At 34.8% G+C, this 20,411-nt stretch carries 23 protein-coding genes and 1 tRNA gene; 7 read left to right on the forward strand and 17 right to left on the reverse strand.

What is annotated here, in order from left to right; genetic code table 11:
* Positions 1-3: 3 nt before the first annotated feature.
* From E0H99_RS12430 to E0H99_RS12460, 7 genes are all read right to left on the reverse strand, one after another.
* Entirely contained in the window at positions 4-714 is a 711-nt protein-coding gene (locus E0H99_RS12430) for an NRDE family protein (protein ID WP_131995932.1), read from the reverse strand.
* Entirely contained in the window at positions 702-1,190 is a 489-nt protein-coding gene (locus E0H99_RS12435; RefSeq protein ID WP_131995935.1) for a DinB family protein, read from the reverse strand. The genes E0H99_RS12430 and E0H99_RS12435 overlap by 13 nt, the downstream gene beginning before the upstream one ends.
* 9 nt (positions 1,191-1,199) lie before the next feature.
* Complete coding sequence (locus E0H99_RS12440; protein WP_131995938.1) at positions 1,200-1,580, reverse strand: DoxX family protein; 381 nt, start codon at positions 1,578-1,580, stop codon at positions 1,200-1,202.
* 20 nt (positions 1,581-1,600) lie between these two features.
* Positions 1,601-2,059: a YHS domain-containing (seleno)protein gene (locus E0H99_RS12445; RefSeq protein WP_131995941.1), complete on the reverse strand. Its 459-nt coding sequence runs from the start codon at positions 2,057-2,059 to the stop codon at positions 1,601-1,603.
* A 2-nt stretch (positions 2,060-2,061) separates the two neighbouring features.
* Positions 2,062-2,661 (reverse strand): peroxiredoxin-like family protein, encoded by a 600-nt coding sequence (locus tag E0H99_RS12450; RefSeq protein WP_131995944.1) that lies wholly within the window; start codon positions 2,659-2,661, stop codon positions 2,062-2,064.
* Between the two features lie 80 nt (positions 2,662-2,741).
* Positions 2,742-3,419 (reverse strand): Crp/Fnr family transcriptional regulator, encoded by a 678-nt coding sequence (locus tag E0H99_RS12455; RefSeq protein WP_131995947.1) that lies wholly within the window; start codon positions 3,417-3,419, stop codon positions 2,742-2,744.
* 99 nt (positions 3,420-3,518) lie between these two features.
* Positions 3,519-4,658, reverse strand: a complete 1,140-nt coding sequence (locus tag E0H99_RS12460; RefSeq protein WP_131995949.1) for an acyl-CoA dehydrogenase family protein — start codon at positions 4,656-4,658, stop codon at positions 3,519-3,521.
* A gap of 88 nt (positions 4,659-4,746) precedes the next feature.
* Here E0H99_RS12460 and E0H99_RS12465 point away from each other — a divergent pair, with 88 nt between their 5' ends.
* Positions 4,747-5,832, forward strand: coding sequence for an anhydro-N-acetylmuramic acid kinase (locus E0H99_RS12465; RefSeq protein WP_131995952.1), 1,086 nt, complete (start codon positions 4,747-4,749; stop codon positions 5,830-5,832).
* Here the strand turns inward: E0H99_RS12465 and E0H99_RS12470 are convergent.
* Together E0H99_RS12470 and E0H99_RS12475 are read right to left on the reverse strand one after the other, a co-directional pair.
* On the reverse strand, positions 5,810-6,646 hold the full coding sequence (locus E0H99_RS12470) for an alpha/beta hydrolase (protein ID WP_131995955.1): 837 nt from the start codon (positions 6,644-6,646) through the stop codon (positions 5,810-5,812). The genes E0H99_RS12465 and E0H99_RS12470 overlap by 23 nt on opposite strands.
* 50 nt (positions 6,647-6,696) lie before the next feature.
* Positions 6,697-7,290 carry a TetR/AcrR family transcriptional regulator gene (locus E0H99_RS12475; protein ID WP_131995958.1) on the reverse strand — a complete coding sequence of 198 codons (594 nt, stop codon included), beginning with the start codon at positions 7,288-7,290 and terminating at the stop codon, positions 6,697-6,699.
* Positions 7,291-7,393: 103 nt separating this feature from the next.
* Between E0H99_RS12475 and E0H99_RS12480 the strand changes: the two genes are divergently transcribed.
* Positions 7,394-8,620, forward strand: a complete 1,227-nt coding sequence (locus E0H99_RS12480; RefSeq protein WP_131995961.1) for a Glu/Leu/Phe/Val dehydrogenase dimerization domain-containing protein — start codon at positions 7,394-7,396, stop codon at positions 8,618-8,620.
* Between the two features lie 196 nt (positions 8,621-8,816).
* Positions 8,817-9,716 carry an energy transducer TonB gene (locus E0H99_RS12485; RefSeq protein WP_131995964.1) on the forward strand — a complete coding sequence of 300 codons (900 nt, stop codon included), beginning with the start codon at positions 8,817-8,819 and terminating at the stop codon, positions 9,714-9,716.
* Positions 9,717-9,965: 249 nt separating this feature from the next.
* Here the strand turns inward: E0H99_RS12485 and E0H99_RS12490 are convergent, their stop codons facing one another.
* Both E0H99_RS12490 and E0H99_RS12495 read right to left on the reverse strand, forming a co-directional pair.
* Complete coding sequence (locus E0H99_RS12490; RefSeq protein WP_131916957.1) at positions 9,966-10,361, reverse strand: ExbD/TolR family protein; 396 nt, start codon at positions 10,359-10,361, stop codon at positions 9,966-9,968.
* A gap of 1 nt (position 10,362) precedes the next feature.
* Positions 10,363-11,058 carry a MotA/TolQ/ExbB proton channel family protein gene (locus tag E0H99_RS12495; protein ID WP_131995967.1) on the reverse strand — a complete coding sequence of 232 codons (696 nt, stop codon included), beginning with the start codon at positions 11,056-11,058 and terminating at the stop codon, positions 10,363-10,365.
* 129 nt (positions 11,059-11,187) lie between these two features.
* Between E0H99_RS12495 and E0H99_RS12500 the strand changes: the two genes are divergently transcribed.
* A complete protein-coding gene (locus E0H99_RS12500; RefSeq protein WP_131995970.1) occupies positions 11,188-12,408 on the forward strand; it encodes a bifunctional folylpolyglutamate synthase/dihydrofolate synthase in 1,221 nt (406 codons plus the stop codon).
* An 86-nt stretch (positions 12,409-12,494) separates the two neighbouring features.
* Positions 12,495-12,569 (forward strand) — tRNA-Val (locus E0H99_RS12505).
* Here the strand turns inward: E0H99_RS12505 and E0H99_RS12510 are convergent.
* From E0H99_RS12510 to mobA, 4 genes are all read right to left on the reverse strand, one after another.
* Positions 12,560-14,083, reverse strand: a complete 1,524-nt coding sequence (locus E0H99_RS12510; RefSeq protein WP_131995973.1) for a recombinase family protein — start codon at positions 14,081-14,083, stop codon at positions 12,560-12,562. The genes E0H99_RS12505 and E0H99_RS12510 overlap by 10 nt on opposite strands.
* Positions 14,067-14,222, reverse strand: a complete 156-nt coding sequence (locus E0H99_RS17255) for a hypothetical protein (protein ID WP_165930299.1) — start codon at positions 14,220-14,222, stop codon at positions 14,067-14,069. The genes E0H99_RS12510 and E0H99_RS17255 overlap by 17 nt, the downstream gene beginning before the upstream one ends.
* 279 nt (positions 14,223-14,501) lie before the next feature.
* On the reverse strand, positions 14,502-15,791 hold the full coding sequence (gene mobB / locus E0H99_RS12515) for a conjugal transfer protein MobB (RefSeq protein ID WP_131995976.1): 1,290 nt from the start codon (positions 15,789-15,791) through the stop codon (positions 14,502-14,504).
* Positions 15,788-16,219, reverse strand: coding sequence for a conjugal transfer protein MobA (gene mobA, locus E0H99_RS12520; protein WP_131995979.1), 432 nt, complete (start codon positions 16,217-16,219; stop codon positions 15,788-15,790). Before mobA ends, mobB begins: the two co-directional genes overlap by 4 nt.
* 216 nt (positions 16,220-16,435) lie before the next feature.
* Here mobA and E0H99_RS12525 point away from each other — a divergent pair, with 216 nt between their 5' ends.
* Together E0H99_RS12525 and E0H99_RS12530 are read left to right on the forward strand one after the other, a co-directional pair.
* Positions 16,436-17,116, forward strand: coding sequence for a nucleotidyl transferase AbiEii/AbiGii toxin family protein (locus tag E0H99_RS12525; RefSeq protein ID WP_131995982.1), 681 nt, complete (start codon positions 16,436-16,438; stop codon positions 17,114-17,116).
* A 39-nt stretch (positions 17,117-17,155) separates the two neighbouring features.
* Positions 17,156-17,473 carry a DUF6922 domain-containing protein gene (locus E0H99_RS12530; protein ID WP_131995985.1) on the forward strand — a complete coding sequence of 106 codons (318 nt, stop codon included), beginning with the start codon at positions 17,156-17,158 and terminating at the stop codon, positions 17,471-17,473.
* A gap of 790 nt (positions 17,474-18,263) precedes the next feature.
* Here the strand turns inward: E0H99_RS12530 and E0H99_RS12535 are convergent.
* Entirely contained in the window at positions 18,264-18,617 is a 354-nt protein-coding gene (locus tag E0H99_RS12535) for a hypothetical protein (protein WP_131995988.1), read from the reverse strand.
* A gap of 43 nt (positions 18,618-18,660) precedes the next feature.
* A complete protein-coding gene (locus E0H99_RS12540; protein WP_131995991.1) occupies positions 18,661-20,277 on the reverse strand; it encodes a hypothetical protein in 1,617 nt (538 codons plus the stop codon).
* Positions 20,278-20,411: the final 134 nt, after the last annotated feature.

Genomic DNA, 20,411 nt, shown 5'->3' on the forward strand with positions numbered 1-20,411 from the left:
TTTTTAAACGGTGATAAATGAGGTCGAAAAATCCTGCTGTGCAATCAAATCGTAATGCAATATAGCTACTTTATTTTTTTCAATAACCGATTGCGTGATACTTAAGGTTTTCATCTCGTCATTTCTATTGATAACCAAACCATTTTCATCATTTCCCTTTTCGGTATAGCGATGAAAATCATGCATTTTTGATTCAGAAATTTCAGAATTGTCATTCATAAAAGTATAAAACCAATTGGAACGTTTTTCACGAATCGCTGATGGATACAATGTTGATGAAGACCAAATATGGTTTTCATTAATATCTAAAGGAGTTGTTTCTTTCTCTTTTCCGTTCCAGCGCAATTGGAAAAGAGCATTATTTTGAAATAAAACTAACGTAAAAGGTTCTATATTTTCCAAATCAATTTCGGTCCAAAAATCCTTTGGTGAAATGCTGCTGATCATATCTAAAACAATCAAACCACGGCTTTTTCGATATGGAAGTTGAACTTTATGTTTTTCGTCGGCATCATTTAACAGCACCAAAATTGTCCCGTCTGCATTAGCAGCAAACCAAGTTCCTCCTGCTTTGGGATCCTTTGGGAAAATAATATTTTTTCCGTTTACGGTATAATTTCTTGGAGGTATTGCACTCGGTCTTACTGTTTTTTCATCCCGATTGGAGGTAATGATAATTTTATCATTCGTTGCTATAAAACTTACTGTGCACATTGATTCCTAAATGCTATTGTAGATCGAGCAACTCCAAAATCAGGATCTATTGTCACTGTCTCACATTGCAAAATAGCCACTTTAATAAGTGCCTGATGATGAATACAATGTTCTAAATTATACAGCAATTCTCTGAAATAGTTACTTTCAATTCGAATTTCCTCTCCATCAATAATTTGCAACAACTCGATGTTTTTATTTTTTTTGTCTAAATTTTGTTGAATCAACACAATATTTTCAACAGCAAAAAAGGTATCCGTTTGAATAAGAGTATTTCGTTCTCTTTTATCATAATTCACAAAACCTGAATCATATTGATTTTCTAAGCATTGAAACATCTCTATAATATGCCTGGTATGCTCTCCAATAGTTGCATTACTTAATTCTGCACAAGAATTTGAATATTCATTTTGTGACAATTGATTTAGTAAATCAATTAGTTCGTTTAAACTATTATTTATAGAAGGTATTAGCATATTTAAGTTTTAATTCAACAAATTCATTACTTTAGTTCTATCCTTAAATACTAAAGTAACACAACAAAGAAAGGTAATTAGTGCCAAAATAAAAAGTGTGCCCCCATCATTTTTCACTTCAATCCCAAGCACAAACAGATGTGCAAAAATCGCACCAACCATAACGCCGCAACCCATTATAGCGCCAAATAACGAAGTTCTTGGTATTAAAATCAAAATTGCCGTAATCAACTCCGCAATTCCAGTACCAATCCTTCCGTAAGGTTCAATTCCCAAAGCAGAAAAAATATAAACCGATTCTTCGCTGGCCGTAAATTTAAAGTACAGCGTTTGCGCTAAAATTACCGCTACAGCGAGTCGTACTATCCAGAAAAACACACCTGATTTCATGATTTCTATTTTTTATTTAATTATTTAATTATTTTATTCCAATTAGCATCGGCCTTCATCATCAATCCGGATTCCTCTTTATTCCAACTTTTCAATGTATTATTGAAGAAAGCATTGTAAAACAAGTACAACTTCCCATTACTAATTTTGAAAGTCTCTGGATTTACAGACACTTTTTCATTAGAGTCTCCCATTGCAAAGGCACACCAGCCTCCGTATTGAGGTTCAAAATTTGAAGGATTCTTCAAGAAATATTCTTTATTTACTGGCATAGAAAAATAATAAACGACACCTTCTTGCGATACTGATATTTCTTTTTTCCCTTTGACTGCCTTTCCTTGTTTGAAATAAGCCACAGGATCATATCCTTGAATAGCCACCTTTTTTTCAAGATTAAAATGAGTCAGTCGTTTATTATCCTTTTGCGAAAACCCAGAAAGAGTACACAATACGATTAGAATAAACAGTAGCTTTTTCATGATTATTTATTTAAAGATTTTGCAACGGCAATCAACAAATCATTTGAAATTCTGTTCTTATAATTTGGAGTAATGTGCTCAAACTCAATTTCAGCATTCTCATTTAAAATAAACACCGCCGGAACAGGTAAAAAAGAATTATTCACGCCTTCAGAACCTTTAGCTATAATAGCTTTATAATTTTCCGGAGCTTGAAAAGCAATTCCAACAGCTTTAGACAATTCGCCCGTACTGTCCGATAATAACAAATAATTTAATTTTCCTTTGTCATCTGTTACTTTTAGACTTTTTGGAGCATCAGGACTTATGGCGATTATTTGATATCCTAAATCTAACAATTCTTTTTCGGCTTCAGCCAATGCGGCTAAATGAATATTACAATACGGACACCAACCACCACGATAAAAAACTAAAACGGTTTTTTTTTTGGTAATTAATTCGGTTAAATTGACCTCTTTATTTTCAACGGATTTTAAAGTGACATTAGGGATTTTTTCTCCAATAAGTAGTGGTGCGATTTCAGTGGCTGATTTTGGTAAATCATTTTGAGCATTTACCGATAGTCCAATTGCTAATAAAGCCAAACAAATTATTTTTTTCATAGTGTTACATTTTTAAGTTGTAAAACTACTGTGTTATATCGAGATGATATGTCGGCTATATTACAGTTCTACTAAAATAATTATATTTTACTGATATCTGTTATGATAATTTCTTTTCTACTATAAACAATTGTGCCATTAGTTTCCATTTCATTGAGTAAATGAGTCGCCGTTTGTCTCGAAGTACAGATAATTTGCGCTATATCGTTTTGTGTCAGGTAGTTTTCAATTACAACTTTATTCTCTACTTGTTTGCCTTCCTTTTCAGCCCAATCTTTTAAGAACTGAAACAATCTGGTTTTAGCGTCTTTAGAAATCAAATTAGAATAACTGTTCTTAATGCGTTTCATCTTTAAGCCTACAAACTTAGTATAGGACAAAGCCAGACTTGGATTTCGCAACAATAAATTTTCGAAATCCGACATTAGAAAACTACAAATGGCTACATCATCCGAAAGCACTTTTGCATATTCATTGGATTGAATGTCCGCCTCCAAAGTCAGTTCCCCAAACAAATCTCCTTTTTGAATAATATCTTTAATCGTTTCATTTCCGTCTTCATCGACCGCAACAATTTTTATATTCCCTTTTTTAAGCAAAAAAATTCTTGGTAAATCCGAAGCAGAAAAATAGATAATTTCGCCTTTCTGTGCTTTTTTAAAACCGGTAATAATACACAATTGCTTGATTTGCCCAAAACTCAAAGTCCGAAACAATTTGTGGTCGCGCAAATACCAATATTTTAAATCTTCATACATAAAAATTCTTTTCGTAAATGTATTAAAAAAACAATTTGAAAAACAAAAACCCTTTCAAATCATAACTTGAAAGGGTTTATAAAATCATATAAAATATATTTATGAAACTAATGTTCTTGAAATTACAATTCTTTGTATTTCAGAAGTTCCTTCATAAATCTGAGTAATTTTAGCATCACGCATCATGCGCTCTACATGATATTCAGCCACATATCCATTCCCCCCGTGAATTTGAACAGCTTCAATAGTGGTATCCATAGCCGTTTGCGAAGCAAATAACTTAGCCATGGCCCCAGATTGTGAAATGTCTTTCCCTTCATCTTTTTCAGAAGCTGCTTTAAGAACTAGCATTTTTGCAGCCATAATTTGAGTAGCCATATCCGCTAATTTAAAAGCGATTGCTTGGTGTTTGAAAATTTCCTTTCCAAAAGCTTTTCTTACTTGTGAATATTTCAATGCCAGTTCATACGCGCCAGTTGCAATACCTAATGCTTGAGAAGCAATACCTATTCTTCCACCGTTCAATACTGACATGGCAAAGTTAAAACCAAATCCATCAGCCCCAATTCGGTTCTCTTTAGGAACTTTTACATCAGTGAACATTAAAGAATGCGTATCTGATCCACGGATTCCCATTTTCTTTTCTTTTGGTCCAATATCAAATCCTGCCCAACCTTTTTCAACAATAAAAGCATTGATTCCTTTGTGCCCTTTTTCAATATCCGTTTGAGCAATTATAATATAAGTAGATGCAGACGAACCATTAGTTATCCAGTTTTTTGTACCATTTAACAGGTAATGATCTCCATTATCTATTGCAGTTGTTTTTTGAGATGTTGCATCTGAACCCGCTTCCGGTTCTGACAAACAAAAAGCGCCTATCACTTCTCCTTTAGCAAGAGGAACCAAATATTTCATTTTTTGTTCTTCATTACAATATTTTTCTATACCGGCACAAACTAATGAATTATTTACTGACATAATCACCGCTGCAGAAGCATCAACTTTTGAAATTTCGGTCATAGCCAAAACATACGAAACACTATCTAAACCAGATCCGCCATATTTAGGATCAACCATCATTCCCAAGAAACCTAAATCAGCCATCATCTTTACCTGTTCAGTTGGAAACTTAGAATATTCATCTCTTTCAATAACTCCAGGTAACAATTCGGCATTCGCAAAATCACGGGCAGCCTGTTGAATCATTAAATGCTCTTCGGTTAGGTTAAAATCCATATTTTTATAGTAAATTAAATGTTCTTAAATTTGTCGTCAAAAGTAATTATTAAATATCAGATTTCAAACGATTTCGTAAATTTAGCCAATGTTAAAAAAAAAGTATATAGTTGTAGGGGTAATGTCCGGAACTTCTCTCGATGGAGTAGATTTGGCGCATATTGTCTTTACTGTAAAAAATAATAAATGGGAATTTCAAATCTTGGAATCCGAAACCGTTTCTTATAGCGCTGATTGGGTGAACCAATTGAAAATAGCCGTTGATTTTTCAGACAAAGAACTTCAGAAATTAAATCAAGACTACACACAACTCCTGGCTGCTATTATTTTCAATTTTATCAAAAAGCACAAAATCGAAAATCTCGATGCCGTTTGTTCCCACGGACATACTATTTTACACCAACCACAAAACGGATTCACGCTTCAAATTGGTAATTTACCCGAAATCGCTACTTTAATTAATCAAACGGTAGTTTGTGATTTCAGAATTCAGGATGTACAACTTGGCGGTCAAGGCGCACCTTTGGTTCCTATTGGTGACCGAATTTTATTTCCTGAATATGATTACTGCATGAATTTAGGCGGTTTTTCGAATGTTTCATTTGAACAAAATAACAACCGAATTGCCTTTGATATTTCGCCGGTAAACACTGTTTTGAATTTTTATGCGAACCAATTGGGTTTGGATTATGATAACAAAGGCATTATATCAAGAACCGGAATTTGTAATGAAGATTTATTGAATGAATTAAATGCTTTAGATTTCTATCAAAAGAAACATCCTAAATCATTGGGTTTTGAATTTGTAAAAGAAACTGTTTTACCTATTATCGACAGCTATTCCATTCCAGTTGAAGACAAATTACATACTTTCACCGAACATGTAGCGTTGCAAATTGCTTTGGCTTTGCCAAATAAAAACGGAAGCCTTTATATCACTGGCGGCGGTGCTTACAATGATTTTCTCATCGAACGCATTCAGTATCATTTGCCGGAAATGAAAATTATTATTCCATCAACTAAAATCCTGGAATTCAAAGAAGCGTTGATTTTTGCGCTACTCGGTGTTTTAAAATTACGCGGAGAAATCAATGTTTTGAGCAGTGTCACTGGTGCTAGTACAGATCATAGTTCAGGTGAAATTTATGTGTTTAATTCAAAACAAAATCGGTAACTTTTTTCATTATATCTTTGCTTTTTAAATCGTGTCCCAATCCCTCTGTAAGAATCAATTGGCTGTTTTTCCAATGCTTATTTAATCGTATGGAATAATTATAACTAGTTGCCAAATCATTTTTATCATGTACGATTAAAGCCGGAATAGCAATGCTTTCTGCAAATTTAGCACTGGAAAAATAGCTTGGTAATTTTCCTAATTGTACCTGAAATTCATCAATAATTAAGTTGACAGATTTTGTAGTTAATCCTAATGTTTGTTTGTAAAAATCAAAAAAATCGGAAGCTTCACCGGGTGCACCCATAATAACCACTTTTTCAATAGTATGTCCTTTGTATTCATCTAAAAAATAAGCAGTTGCGAATCCGCCGATGGAATGACTGACAATTGATGAAATATCTGAATTTATTTCTAAAAAAACGTTTATAACTTTCGCATACAAAACCACATGAATGTATTTACCGGAAGATAAACCATGAGCAGGTGCATCTAAGGAGTAAACCGTAAAATCGTTTTTAACCAAATGTTCAATATAGTTTTTCCAACGGAAAGAATGGCTGGCCCAACCATGAACTAAAAGTATTTTTTTACTCCCACTGCCCCATTTATACGTTTGGATTTTGTACCCTTCAAAATTTAGAACATCTGACATTCCTCTTTGCAAAAATTCCAATTGATGCGGTTTTACTTTTCGAGCAAATGGATTGCAAAAAAGTAAAAACCCATCCTTTTTTAGCTTTTTTGGATGAATAAATGACAACAAATTGAAATAAAACCCTGTCGATTTTTGCATTATTTTTCTAAAATTCATAATTATTTTTGTTTTAAGATACCGATTGATATCAAATTGTTTAAATTTTTTTACAGTAATATATCCGAAACAATCCAGTTTTTTAAATGGTTCACTACAATCTCAATATCGGAGTTTGAATTTTGAAGTTTACTCATCATCACACCGCCTTCAAGTGTTGAAATCAATATCGTTGCCACTAGTTTTTCGTTAACTAAATTCCGAACTTGTTTGTGTGTTTTTCCATTGATAATTATTTTCTCCACAGAATCGCGAAAAACGAACAAGGCTTGTTGTGCTTTTTGCTTCAATTCCAAATTAGTATCATCAACTTCTACAGCAAGATTTAGCAGCGGGCAACCACCAATAATTAATGGACTTGTAATGTAACTTTGAAACAAATTAAGCACACAAAACAACTTATCTCTAGTGTTGTTTTCGACCTTAATTTTCTCATTTAAAGCCCCAAAAATGGCTTGCATCATTTTCTGAAAAGCTTCAATTTCAAGACCTTCTTTATTCTCAAAATGCCTGTAAATAGCACCTTTGGTCAAACCTGTAGCCTCAGTAATATCACTTAATGACGTAGATTTATACCCTTTTGTATTAAAAAGAGTAGTCGCTTCTTTTAGCACTTTTGCTTTTGTTATTTCCGATGATCGCATATGTAAAGATACCAATCGGTATCTAAATAACAAAAAAAAAGTAAAATTTCTTTTTAAATTGTTTGAAAAAACTAGATTTGCATATCAAAATTAATTGTCACAAATGAAAGATTTATTAAAGAAATTCGAAAATAAAGAACCTGAGATTGTTTTCCATTGGAAAGATGCTGAAACGGAAGCTGAAGGATGGACAGTTATCAATTCGCTACGTGGTGGTGCTGCCGGTGGTGGAACTCGCATGAGAAAAGGGTTGGATATGAATGAAGTTTTGTCTTTGGCAAAAACCATGGAAGTGAAATTTTCGGTTTCTGGACCTGCTATTGGCGGTGCTAAATCTGGAATTAATTTTGATCCGAACGACCCAAGAAAAAAAGGCGTTTTACAACGTTGGTACAAAGCTGTTTCTCCTTTATTGAAAAGTTACTACGGAACTGGTGGTGATTTGAATGTAGATGAAATTCACGAAGTAATTCCAATGACGGAAGAATGTGGCGTCTGGCATCCGCAAGAAGGTGTTTTCAACGGTCACTTCAAACCGACAGAAGCAGACAAAATCAACAGAATTGGACAATTGCGTCAAGGTGTGGTTAAAGTGATTGAAAATCCAAAATTCTCCCCTGATGTTTCCAGAAAATATACTGTTGCCGATATGATTACCGGTTATGGCGTTGCCGAAGCTGTCCGTAATTATTACACTATTTATGGTGGAGATGTAAAAGGGAAGAAAGCAATTGTACAAGGTTTTGGAAATGTAGGTTCTGCTGCTGCTTTTTACTTAGCCGAAATGGGTGCAAAAGTAATTGGTATCATCGACAGAGATGGTGGATTAATCAATGAAGAAGGATTCACTTTTGAAGAAATAAGAGCCTTATTTCTTGCAAAAGACGGAAACAAACTGGTTGCCGAAAATATGATTCCTTTTGAAGAAATCAATCAAAAAATCTGGACAATCGGTGCTGAAATATTCACTCCATGTGCCGCTTCCAGATTAGTAACTCAATCTCAAATTGACAGTTTAATTGCCAATGGTCTTGAAGTAATTTCGTGTGGTGCAAATGTTCCTTTTGCCGACAAAGAAATCTTTTTTGGTCCAATTATGGAAGATGTAGATCATAAAGTGAGTTTGATTCCTGACTTTATTTCTAATTGTGGTATGGCTCGTGTTTTTGCTTACTTCATGGAAAAGAAAGTACAAATGACAGATGAAGCTATCTTCCAAGACACTTCGGAAATCATCAAAAAAGCAATTGAAAAAGCGCATAATTTGAATCCAAGTAAAACAAATATCAGTGCAACTGCTTTTGAAATCGCATTGAAGCAGCTTACTTAAAATCAAATAGTATTCTTTTATATTTATCGGAACTGGGATTAAGCAGATTTTAAAATCTATTTAATCCCTTTTCTTATTTCTAGTTTTAAGCGAAAGCAATCCTTATTTATATTCTGGCAGTAGCTTTTTACTCTTAACAATTTTTAGTACTTTTCAACGTTTTTTAGTAATAGACTTTTTAAAATTTTAAATACAAATGAGTTCCACCATTTCATCAGATCAAAAGAAATCGTTAGCACTATCTATTCTTTTGTATGCGACAATGTTGTTGATTTTATTTTTCATCCGATTTTGGCCACCTGCAAACATCGATGAACTTGCTGGCGGCGGCGGTGGCGGTGGCGTTACTGTAAATTTTGGTGACAGCGATTTCGGTTCTGGAGCAAATTATAAAAGCGAAGTTTTGGAAATAAAAAACCAAACCAGACAAACGCCTGCAAAATCAACTCCAGAGGAAGCTATTTTATCTCAAGAAAACAGTACCGAAGAAAGTGTTGTGATTCCAACAAAAGAAAAAACTAAAAAACCAACAGTAGTCGTAAAAGAAGAAACGAAACCAGTGGTTGTAAAACCTAAAGTTTCTAACAATACAAATGATGCTTTATCCAGCATTCTAAAAGGCTCTAATAAAGGAGGCGATGGCGATGACAAAGCAGCCGGAAACAAAGGAAAAGCTAGCGGAAGCTTGAGTTCTAATGGTTATTATGGAACCGGTGGTTCTGGTGGGGGAACAGGCGGAGGAAATGGTACCGGAACCGGAATAGGAACTGGCAGTGGATATGGCTCCGGAAGCGGCGGTGGAACCGGAAGTGGTTCTGGCGGAGGAGTTGGATATTCGTTAGGAAACAGAAAAGCATTATCAAAACCCGCACCAAAATATACTTGCAATGAACAAGGAAAAGTTGTCGTAGAAGTTTCTGTTGACAGAACCGGAAGGACTATAAATGCAGTTGCCGGTGTAAAAGGAACTACGAATACCGCAAAATGCTTATTAGATCAGGCCCGAATTGCCGCTATGAACACGAGATGGGATGCGAGCAACGATGCACCGGAAAAGCAAGTCGGTAAGATTGTTTACAATTTCAATTTGAATTAAAACAATTAGGAACGGGCGCCATCGCATAACGAGAGTAACAACTGTGATTGCTTCGTTCCTCGCAATGACAACTGCAATAATTTGATAGTTTACGAATTTGCGTGAGGGATAGAAGCAAGTACCGAAGTACTGCGGATAGCCCGACCGTAATAGAAAAAGGGGCTAATCAGCATAAAGTTGATTAGCCCCTTTTTCTATTGTGGTCACGCCCAAACGATGCGATTGCTTCTTAAAAACTCGCAATGACGCTTACTTGGGACTCGTAGCAATCACAAACTTCAGATTGTTCTTCACTCCTATTTGCAGTACGTCAACTAAATCTTGCACTTGTAAATTGAATGGAATACGAACAATAACGGTTTGATCTTTCTCTGAATTCATCTTAGACATCAAAGTCGTTTCCAGTTCTTCAAAGGAAACCGCTTGCTTATCTATGTAGAATTTTTTATCCTCAGTAACAGACAAACTGATGTATTGCTTGTTTGTTTTCTCGTTAGATTTGGCTTTTGGCAATGTCATTTTGATAACATTAGGATTTGCCAACGTTGATATAATCAGGAAAAACAACAACAAGAAAAACATAATATCACTTAATGACGAAGTAGCCACCTCGGCATGAAATCTTCTTTTTCGTTTTATAGACATGTTACGATCTTTGAATAATATTTACAAACTCTAATATTTGTTTTTGAATTTTCAACGCAAAATTATCAATCTTGCCGTTTAATAAATGATATCCGCTATACGCAATAATACCAACTATTAATCCAGCTCCACTACTGATCATTTTCTCATACAATCCTCCAGAAATATTACCAATACTAATATTCTCAGTTACCGAAATACTGTAAAATATTTTAATTACTCCTGATATAGTTCCAATAAATCCTAGTGTAGGTGCAATTCCGGCAATAAGTCCCAAATGACCTAAATACTTCTCCATTCCTCCTATTTCTATATCTGCAGCACGATCCATGTTGGATTCAATCTCAATAATAGGCCTCCCAATAACTAGAATCCCTTCTCTTACAATATTTCCTGAAGCAGTATTATTTCTTTCTGCAATAGATCGAGCCAAATCAAGATTTCCTGAATTTAGATTATCGCGTACATCGCGCATTAAAAGAGTATCAATTTTTGATGCTTTACTAATATACAAATAGCGTTCAATAATCAGATAAAAAGTGTAAAATAGTAGAATCCCGATTGGGATAAGCCACACACCTCCTTTTAAAAGAAATCCTAAAGTGGATATTTCGGCATTTGGAGCAATTTTTTCAATAACTACGTTTGAAGCAGCGTTGGTAATGGTGTCGGCCTGTAATTGTATAAAACTAAACATATAATATTATTGTATTTTAATCATTAATTCTAAAAATTATTTCAATTTTGCACTAAAGATACTTTTCGATGTACTATTAAACTAAAAAAATAGAAAAATATTTTAAACAACTACTATTTTATTACAAAAATGAACTATCAGGAAACCATAAATTGGATGTTTAATCAACTCCCGATGTACCAACTTCAGGGCGCTTCGGCCTATAAAAAAGATTTAACCAACACGCATTTACTCATAGCTCATCTTGATAATCCACAAGAAAAAATAAAGTGTATTCATGTTGCAGGAACTAACGGAAAAGGTTCCACTTCTCACATGCTGGCATCCATACTTCAAGAAGCGGGTTATAAAGTTGGATTGTATACATCACCGCATTTAAAGGATTTCCGAGAACGTATAAAAATTAACGAACAGAATATTTCTAAAGAATTTGTCACTGATTTCATTAATGAACACAAAAGTTTTTTCGAATCAAACGACATGAGTTTTTTCGAAATGACTGTTGGACTGGCTTTCGATTATTTTGCCAAAGAAAAAGTAGACATCGCTGTTATTGAAGTGGGAATGGGCGGAAGATTGGATGCCACCAATATCATCACTCCATTAGTTTCAGTTATTACCAATATAGGATTGGATCACACACAATTTTTGGGCAACACACTTGAAGCTGTTGCTTTTGAAAAAGCAGGAATCATAAAGCCAAATATTCCCGTAATTATTGGAGAATATACTCCTGAAACCAAACCCGTTTTTTTGGCCAAAGCCAAAGAATGTAATTCGGAAATCTATTTTGCTCCTGATTTGGTTTCAGAAACCTATCCTTCTGATTTAATTGGCGATTATCAAATGCACAATAAAAAGACGGTCTTACAAACCGTTTCTGTTTTAAATAGTCAGAACGAATTTAAAATTACTCCCGAAAACACAAAATCCGGCTTACTAAATGTGGCAAAAAACACCGGACTTCAAGGAAGATGGCAACAATTAGGAGAATTTCCAAAAGTCATTTGCGATACTGCACACAATAAAAACGGACTGGAAATTGTTTTGAATCAAATACAAAAAGAATATTTTGATACTTTACATATTGTTTTGGGAGTAGTAAATGACAAAGATTTAGATGAAATTCTACCTTTATTCCCTAAAAAAGCAAATTATTATTTTTGTAAACCCAACATTCCTCGCGGGCTTGATGTTCTAATTCTAAAACAAAAAGCAGCAACTTTCGAACTAAAAGGCGAAGTATACAATTCTGTTTCAGAAGCTTATCAAAAAGCAATTGAAAACGCTGCAAAATCTGATTTTATATACATTGGCGGAAGCACCTTTGTAGTGGCAGAAATTTTATAATTTTTTTGGTTTTTACTTGCAAATCTAGAAAAGTGGCGTATATTTGCACACGCAATAACGGAAACGAAAGTAACTAAATTGCATTAGGGCGATTAGCTCAGCTGGTTCAGAGCACCTCGTTTACACCGAGGGGGTCGGGGGTTCGAACCCCTCATCGCCCACTGTGAGGGATTACCGAAAGGTTTTCCCTCTTTTTTTTGTATATAAGACATCCCCTTTCCTCCATTTTACTGGCATTATGAGAAAATATATCCAACATCGTAGGTGTTCGATATATACCCTCTTGGTAGTATAAGTTACCATCGAACACCATGTTTACAAACTCACGCTTCTGAAAAGTGTCTGACTTCGTGTAGACATGTCTGATATCACCCAATAAATCCAGATTACGGTCTAAAATCTCGAAGGCCTTCCCTTGATTTGCACTGAGTCTTTCTATTGCTGCTGAAAGGGTTAATATGTGATCACTGTAGGTAGAATACCATCTTTCGTAGGTGTCCTTGTTTATTTCATCCTTAAACCATTTTTCTTCTACTGCATTTAATCGATGCAGTACTTCCTCCAGTTCCTGTTTTTTGATTGCTACTTTTTTCTTGTTTGCCTTTACTTCCTGTTCAATTGAGGCATAACTGCCATCTCTTATTTCTTTAATCTGTCTTTCAGGAACACTCATGAAATCGCAGGCATTTAAGAACTGCTCATGTGCTTTTATTGCACTTATGTTGTTGTGTTTTGAATGTTTGCATTTATAGTAGTAAAAATATTTACCCGATTTACCACGGGAAGGTGCACCTGTAAGCGGACTTCCACAATGACATTTTACAACGCCCCGTAGCGGTATTTCATCATCGATAACTACCTTTACTTTATCAGCTTTCTTCATTTTGGACTGTACCATTGTCCATGTCGTCTTATCAACTATTGGCTCATGAATGGCTGGGAAAAGTCCCCCTGGCAAATCCTTGAAAGGTTCAACTCTTACAAGTCCCGCATAAACAGGATTTGCCAGCACACGATCAATAGCCATGTTTCCTTTCCTGTCAAAACCTGATTGATAAGCTATTTCTTTGATTTTATATAACGGCACATCACGCAGATACATATCATAAATTGTTTTGACAATTTTAGCTTCTATCTCATTTACTTCAAGGTGGCGCTGTTTTCCTTCTCCAACCTTGCTGTAGCCGAAAGGTTTTTCTCTAGTAAGGAAGCGACCTTCTTTTGCACGGGCTGTATAGAGTCCGCCACGCACTTTTATACTCCTGTTGATATTGTCTTCTTCAGCTAGCAACAATTGCAAGCCTGCTCTGAAAAAGCTTCCCGGTGTATCATAATCAAAAACTATCCCTTCGGTCACGCTGATAATCTGAATACTGTATTTTTTTTGGAATTGTTTGACCAAACTCATAGCTTCACCCGCATCCCTGCTGAAACGGTCAAGCTGGTCTACAAGTAGGTAATCCACTGATTTATAATGTTTGGCAATGAATGCCTGTAATTTTATAAAATCTGGACGGTCAAAAGTCTTGGCACTTTTACCCCGGTCGATGAAGGAATCCACCAACTGTATATTATTATATTGCAGATATTGGTCTGTGTATAATTCCTGTCTTTCAATCGAGCCATTACTCTGCCCTAACTGACTAAATCTTAGATATCTAATCGCCCTCTTCATATAATTCTTTCAATGTTAATGATACAATAATTTCAATCATTAAATCTACGAATTTTTGTTCTTTTTCCCGTTCTATATCTTCATAATTTTTCAAGATATATTCTTCTATATCAGTCTGTTTGATAAAATTCTGTTTCATTCTGCACCTCCTTTTCCTTTTGGTAAAACAATGATTCTTAATGTGCCTATGAATTTAATACCACTGATGGCTTAAGAGTAACTACAGTCTCACCAAGGAACTCTTTGGCCGCTTTAGTCTCAAAGCAATATTAAAAACAGTTATATAAAAAAAAAGACAATCCCTCCTTATTGTCGGGACAGTCTTTGTTTTTAAAAATAGTTGATACAGCCAATTTGATGAATCACTCCTCTGTCGTGAATCAACAAGAAGGCTGGCGATTAAAATTGATTGTATGCACTATCTTTTTTTGCGTCTGGCTTTATTTTTTATTTGGTTGGTAAATAATTCTTCATCATAGTCTTCTGCTTTTGCATTGGATAATAACCCTCCAAAGAATTTAAAAAAGTTGCTTTCTTCGTGGCTATAGGACAGATCTTCCTTAACCAAAAAGCCAAACAGATTGTTTGGTTCTTTGATCTCTTCATCTATAGTGATTTTGTCCTTTGAATTAACATTTCCCTTTGCAGGCTGATCCATTTTATTGTCATTATTCCACAAATCATTGAAAACGTTAGCCGAAAAGTTTTTGCCTAATTGTGAACCATTCCACACGGATTTCGAACTATGGTCTACAAAGGTGATTCCGTAAACTCTCCCTTGGCCATTTCGTCTTACAACGGTATTAATTCTTCGTTCCAACAACCGTTTTTTGAATTCCCTTTCATCCGATGCCTCCTGAAAGGACATTTCAATCGTTGTTTTAAGCAAAGCTTTGGATGGCTCATTTTTCAACAATTCTTTGGACTGGGCATAGTGTTGTTGAAGCTGAACATATCCTGCCTGTTTACCGAAAAGCGAAGCCTTAAAGGGATTGCTTGCTTTTTCTCCCTTTTCATTTAATGCAAAATATATCAGTCCCTGCCTTGTGATTCCATTAAATTCGCCCTTTACTTCTTCGGTGGCAATATTGAAAAGTGAAAGCAGGGCATTATAGGCACCGAAACCCTCAAATTTATAGTTCTTTGGTAAATGACGGATTACCGAAGCCATCTGGCTCTTTATGTCCCCAGCATTATAATCAACAGGCATGAATATTTGATTTTGGGGATTTTGTTTTTTCTCAATAGCCGATATCAGGCAGTATTCTTTTTCCAGTTCACGACAGACATCCATCGAACGCCTTTTTTCAAATTTGTCGGATATTTTCTTGCCGTCTTCATCCACACAAACTGATACGATATGAATATGGGTCCGCTCAAGATCAGTGTGCTTGAATACCACAAAAGGCTGTTCTCCATATCCCATTTCTTGCATATACTTTTGCGCCAGCTCTTCAAACTGTTCATCACTTACCTTATCGTTCGGATCAGGATTCAGCGATATATGCAATACTGGTTTTTCTGTCTTTCGATTGGCCAATAGGTACGGTTCAAAAGATCGCAACAGTTGACCGACGGCATAACTGCCATCAGGAGTTTCAATTATCTTATTGGTATACAAAACCTGCCCGCTTCCTTTTTCCACTTTGAGCTGATTGTATGCCAGTGCACCATATAGATTACTCCCTCTTCCAATTTTAGCTATCATTTTTTCAGGTGTTTTGCTTCAAACTCCTCGGTTAGCTGAATAATCTTTTGGCATAACACCGCCATTTCAGCAGTTTGTTTTTCCAGTTTATAGAGATAGGCTGCGGCTTTTTTCTCTGAAAAATTGCGGTACAGTATTTTTACCACTTGGTTATAATTTGTTCCTATAGCCCTGAACTGGCCGAATAAGGTAGTCAGACGCATATAGTAATCCATGGTTGCCTTGTCAATCGTTACGGTCGTAATGCCTTTTTGGAAAACACATGCGGTAATAAAATGTGCCATTATATCCATGCGTGAGGCTTCATAGAGGGAAAGGAAACGTGCATTTTCTTCAGCCGTAAGGCTTATGGAATAGCGGTGAACGGCGGGATCTTTCTTGGGATGCCTGCCTCCTTTATGTGGCGTGGTTTTGCCGTTGCTTTCCATAACTATTATTACTGGTTTCGTTTAAAGAATTTTAAAACCAATATATTTTATTATTAGTAATGACATCTAAATATTGGTGGATATGGAAGCATTTGGCCTATTATTTCCGCATATGGATTTTCGCCTTAAGGACAACTTCCGTCAAGTAAAGCCACGACAGGACACTTTCAAAGAGTGCCTCGCTTTCGGGATTAATTTCATGAAAAACGTGAAATTATGCTCTACAAAGAAACAGTTACCAAAGAGATGTGGGAACTTCTTCAAAGACTCATGAAAGATGAAAAATTGAAAGATTTTAACCTTGTAGGAGGAACAGCTCTCAGCCTAATGATTGGCCATAGATTAAGCATCGATTTGGATCTGTTCACCACGAATGATTTTGACGAGCAAGCCATACTTACCCATTTAGGAAATCAACACTCGGTAAAGATCAGGCAGATTCTTGAAAATACAATGCTTTTGGATATAGGCTGTGTCAAGGTAGACATTCTCGCCCATAAATATCCATGGCAGGAACCTGTTCAGAATGAAGAAGGAATACGGCTGGTCTCTTTATATGACATCGGTGCCATGAAGCTTCATGCGATATTTCAAAACGGAACAAGAATAAAAGACTTTGTAGATATGCATTTTCTTTTGGAACACCATCCCCTTAAGACCTATTTAGAAGCTTACCAAAACAAATATAATGGAAATCCGAGACTGGCAGCTCTTGCATTAATGGATCACAGGAATATAGACAAAGAAGAAAAAGTCAAACTCCTGAAAGGCAAAGAAACCAATTGGAACAAAATGACCCAGCGACTGAAAAAAGCAGTTTTCAATCCTTCCATTTTATTTTCTGAATCAAAAAATCAAATTCCTCCACCCAATAAAGGACGTGGATTTAGACGCTAAGCGTTTGAATAAGTAGTTAAAAAATCGTATATTTACTTCATGGCAAGAGTTAAAAAAAATAAGGCAATCCCAAATCTAAACCCAGTATTTTTTTGGGATTTCGACATAGATGCAATGGACTTTGAGAAAGCCTACAAAACTATTATTGCCCGTATCGTAGAGCGTGGAGGACAGGAAGAAATCGACGAAATTGTTCGTTTCTACGGCCTTGAAAAGGTGATAAAAGCGATTCGTGACGAAATTTATTTTCTTCCTAATTATGCCATTGACAAGGCTTTAAAATTGTTTCCTGAACTTAAAAAGGAAGAGATGTACTGCTATCTTAACCGTAAGGATAAACCCTACCACTGGATTTAGTTTTTAGACTATAAGCCATTCTTACGAACAAATAAAGAAAAAGAAAACGAAGTTAGGCCAGGCATTAACCTTAGCAAAAGACTACGGCATAATGTCTTGCTCGTTCCTCACAATCCACCCCTACGGGACTTATTCCGTTTCCTTTTGCTAAGCTTACTGCCAGCCCTGTGAAATTGCTTTCTTTTTCTTTTTTCCGGTTTTTCTGTTTTCTTTTGCATTTATATTTATGGCTTTACATATGCACATACAGCAATATTTGAAAGCTTAAATATTTACTCATGTTCACATTCATATTTATATGTAAAAGCGTATGTACATAAATACAGTTTTAAAAGCATATGTATATATTCCAATCTGTAGCTATCAACAACTATGCTTACATATTTACTTTTGTAAAGTAGTGCGTGGCTACATAGCTTTATGCTTATGGGTTGACAGGCGTAAATACGTAAATACATAATTAGGTAAGTTTGATTTCCAAACTTGAGTGTGATAAACAATCATAATCCTAATACTTCGATGATTATACTGGTCTGAGATTTGAAATCGAACGCTTTTTAAATTAATTTACCTTCCAGTTTCGCCATATCAAAAAAAGGGCATCAAGCCCTTTCAATTAAAACCATATCAAATAATATTTTCGCAGGAAAATAGCAAGTTGTGTTTTGAGATGCTTGAAATGAATTCAGCATCTCAAAACCACTTGCCCTTGCAGGGGCCGGAAAACGCCTCCAAAGTCGGCGTTTTATTAAAATTAGAATTGGACGTAGGTTAGTTAACAATGTGATTGTTACTTATTAATAATCTCATGTTCCTTTTTAGAATCGGCAGGAAATAATATGCTTATTTCATTTAGCAATTCGAATTCATCAATTGGAAATAACTGCAAAGCAATCCCAAGAATAAGCCCAACATCGATCGACTTATTTTCGATAGTATTAGGAACTTCAGCGCCATCATGATCCAGAGCCACTATACATAACTTCATTAGATTTCTAATAACTGAGGCAAGTTCATAATAATCATATACTTTTATTTCAGCACTATGAATCTTTCTTTTATCATTAACTGGTCTCAACGTACTGAGACAATTGGAAGTTAATCTTTTAATGGTCTCAAGCTTTTCAATTTCATTTGTTTCCATGATTTTTATTTTAAATCGATTAATTTTATTAAATATTTATTAATCAGTCTTGCTCAAAATTTGTGAGTAACCTTCCTTCAATAACCAAATTATCTAATTCATACATCAGTTTCTCAACAATAACAGTCATCTGATCAACTTCATTTTTTTTGAGCATTGATAACTTATGATAAAGGTTCATATGCTTATCTAAATAAGGAAAGAAATCAGTCCAGAACTGTTCTGTCAAATAATTGCATTTTCTTATGTCCGCATCTGCATAAATACACAGTTCCCACAATGCTTGACTTGACAGATAATGAGGTAAGTAGAAGGTTTTAACGAAAATATATGTTCTGCAAAAGGACAGGAAAAATAATGTAAAAAGAGCATCTAAACCGCAGTAATTCTCTTTAGTATTATTGACAACCGCACAAAATTGTAAAGCACTATCTTTGGCTGATTTATAATAAAAATACAAATCAGCATGGTAAGGATTGTGAGGAACCTCCCAATGAAATTCTGGGTGGTATGGGCTGGATGAATATATCAGGTATTTATCTTGTATAATATTATAAAAAAAACTCTGACACTGATACAGGCTCTTTTGAATCCAGTTGCGGTTATGACTTATCAAAACAAAATCATATTTTCCGACCATTTTACTTTTCAGGGATTGAATGATTGATATCAATTTTTCATTACCTATACCATTACCTATTATCAGTAGATAATAGGTTGTTTTTTCACCGTACACTATTTGATGATATAAGTAGATCTGCTCAACTTTAAAGGACTTTAATATGGTTTCGATGGCTAAGTCAAGAATAATATTTTTAGGTTTTTCATCAACTTGAAATGACACTTCTCTCTTTTCAAAATATCTTTTTTTTATTAATTTCTTAAGTTCTCCAAAGCGTTCTTCGATCAATCGATAGAGACTTTGTTCAACAATTCCAACTGCTTTATACATTTCATTTCTATATATTACATCATCATCGGCAGTTGCTTCTTTCGCTTTTACAAACAGATCAGTAAGATAATATTTGTTGTGGCTGTTCCTCACAAAGTATTTTTGAATCTCAGGAATGTATTGGATTAAGTTATTGATTCTGTCATTTAAATTCAGCGAAGTAGAAGTATTTCCCGAATATAGCTCTTCTAAATATTCAAGATCATATTCGATTACTCTTGCATATGAAGTAAAAACACTGTTTGAGAAACCTTCTGAAATGATATTCTGAACTTGTACCTTGTAAAGGTCGTGGTCGTGATAAAAGCATTCTACAAACTCATTAAACTTTTTCTTATATTTTCCCCAATCTCTCGTAATAATTAGCGGATTTACAGAGTCTTCATTTTGGTAGATAAGAGCCGAATCATAACAGTAAAATTCAATAAATGGATGACCCATAGACATTCGATGTCGAAGCTTTCCTGAATAAATGAAATAGACATCGATCTGATAGAAATTTTTAACTTTTTTCACCCATTTAGTCATTTGTAGCTGTTCAGCATCTATCTTTTTTTCGAGATTAATTACAAGATGTGAGTTTAAAGAAAGTTCTTGTTTAGTAAAAAATATCTGAACTACAGAATACTGATTTACTAATTGTCGAAGAATATTTTCTAAAAACTCGTTTTCGAGTTTTGGAAATGAAAGTTTTTTTGAAGTTTTCATAATTTTGCTTTTTTAGTTAAAACTTATCCGAAAAATTGTATTTTTGTTTAAATACACAGCAAGTAAGCAATAGATTGTACCGTACCGAACTACTGGGAATTGTATCTCACAAAAGCAGACTTGTTTTTTACCAA

Origin of the sequence: Flavobacterium sp. GT3P67 (genome assembly GCF_004349155.1) — a bacterium.
Taxonomy (GTDB): Bacteria; Bacteroidota; Bacteroidia; order Flavobacteriales; family Flavobacteriaceae; genus Flavobacterium; species Flavobacterium ranwuense.

Bases quoted from the DNA above. Each gene is read 5' to 3' on its own strand.
- E0H99_RS12495 (WP_131995967.1), bottom strand. From the start codon at position 11,058: ATGTTTAGTTTTATACAATTACAGGCCGACACCATTACCAACGCTGCT.
- E0H99_RS12430 (WP_131995932.1), bottom strand. From the start codon at position 714: ATGTGCACAGTAAGTTTTATAGCAACGAATGATAAAATTATCATTACC.
- E0H99_RS12440 (WP_131995938.1), bottom strand. From the start codon at position 1,580: ATGAAATCAGGTGTGTTTTTCTGGATAGTACGACTCGCTGTAGCGGTA.
- E0H99_RS12435 (WP_131995935.1), bottom strand. From the start codon at position 1,190: ATGCTAATACCTTCTATAAATAATAGTTTAAACGAACTAATTGATTTA.
- mobA (WP_131995979.1), bottom strand. From the start codon at position 16,219: ATGGAAAGCAACGGCAAAACCACGCCACATAAAGGAGGCAGGCATCCC.
- E0H99_RS12540 (WP_131995991.1), bottom strand. From the start codon at position 20,277: ATGAAAACTTCAAAAAAACTTTCATTTCCAAAACTCGAAAACGAGTTT.
- E0H99_RS12480 (WP_131995961.1), top strand. From the start codon at position 7,394: ATGAAAGATTTATTAAAGAAATTCGAAAATAAAGAACCTGAGATTGTT.
- E0H99_RS12485 (WP_131995964.1), top strand. From the start codon at position 8,817: ATGAGTTCCACCATTTCATCAGATCAAAAGAAATCGTTAGCACTATCT.
- E0H99_RS12475 (WP_131995958.1), bottom strand. From the start codon at position 7,290: ATGCGATCATCGGAAATAACAAAAGCAAAAGTGCTAAAAGAAGCGACT.
- E0H99_RS12445 (WP_131995941.1), bottom strand. From the start codon at position 2,059: ATGAAAAAGCTACTGTTTATTCTAATCGTATTGTGTACTCTTTCTGGG.
- E0H99_RS12470 (WP_131995955.1), bottom strand. From the start codon at position 6,646: ATGAATTTTAGAAAAATAATGCAAAAATCGACAGGGTTTTATTTCAAT.
- E0H99_RS17255 (WP_165930299.1), bottom strand. From the start codon at position 14,222: ATGAAACAGAATTTTATCAAACAGACTGATATAGAAGAATATATCTTG.
- E0H99_RS12450 (WP_131995944.1), bottom strand. From the start codon at position 2,661: ATGAAAAAAATAATTTGTTTGGCTTTATTAGCAATTGGACTATCGGTA.
- E0H99_RS12510 (WP_131995973.1), bottom strand. From the start codon at position 14,083: ATGAAGAGGGCGATTAGATATCTAAGATTTAGTCAGTTAGGGCAGAGT.
- mobB (WP_131995976.1), bottom strand. From the start codon at position 15,791: ATGATAGCTAAAATTGGAAGAGGGAGTAATCTATATGGTGCACTGGCA.
- E0H99_RS12535 (WP_131995988.1), bottom strand. From the start codon at position 18,617: ATGGAAACAAATGAAATTGAAAAGCTTGAGACCATTAAAAGATTAACT.
- E0H99_RS12525 (WP_131995982.1), top strand. From the start codon at position 16,436: ATGCTCTACAAAGAAACAGTTACCAAAGAGATGTGGGAACTTCTTCAA.
- E0H99_RS12455 (WP_131995947.1), bottom strand. From the start codon at position 3,419: ATGTATGAAGATTTAAAATATTGGTATTTGCGCGACCACAAATTGTTT.
- E0H99_RS12500 (WP_131995970.1), top strand. From the start codon at position 11,188: ATGAACTATCAGGAAACCATAAATTGGATGTTTAATCAACTCCCGATG.
- E0H99_RS12465 (WP_131995952.1), top strand. From the start codon at position 4,747: ATGTTAAAAAAAAAGTATATAGTTGTAGGGGTAATGTCCGGAACTTCT.
- E0H99_RS12530 (WP_131995985.1), top strand. From the start codon at position 17,156: ATGGCAAGAGTTAAAAAAAATAAGGCAATCCCAAATCTAAACCCAGTA.
- E0H99_RS12490 (WP_131916957.1), bottom strand. From the start codon at position 10,361: ATGTCTATAAAACGAAAAAGAAGATTTCATGCCGAGGTGGCTACTTCG.
- E0H99_RS12460 (WP_131995949.1), bottom strand. From the start codon at position 4,658: ATGGATTTTAACCTAACCGAAGAGCATTTAATGATTCAACAGGCTGCC.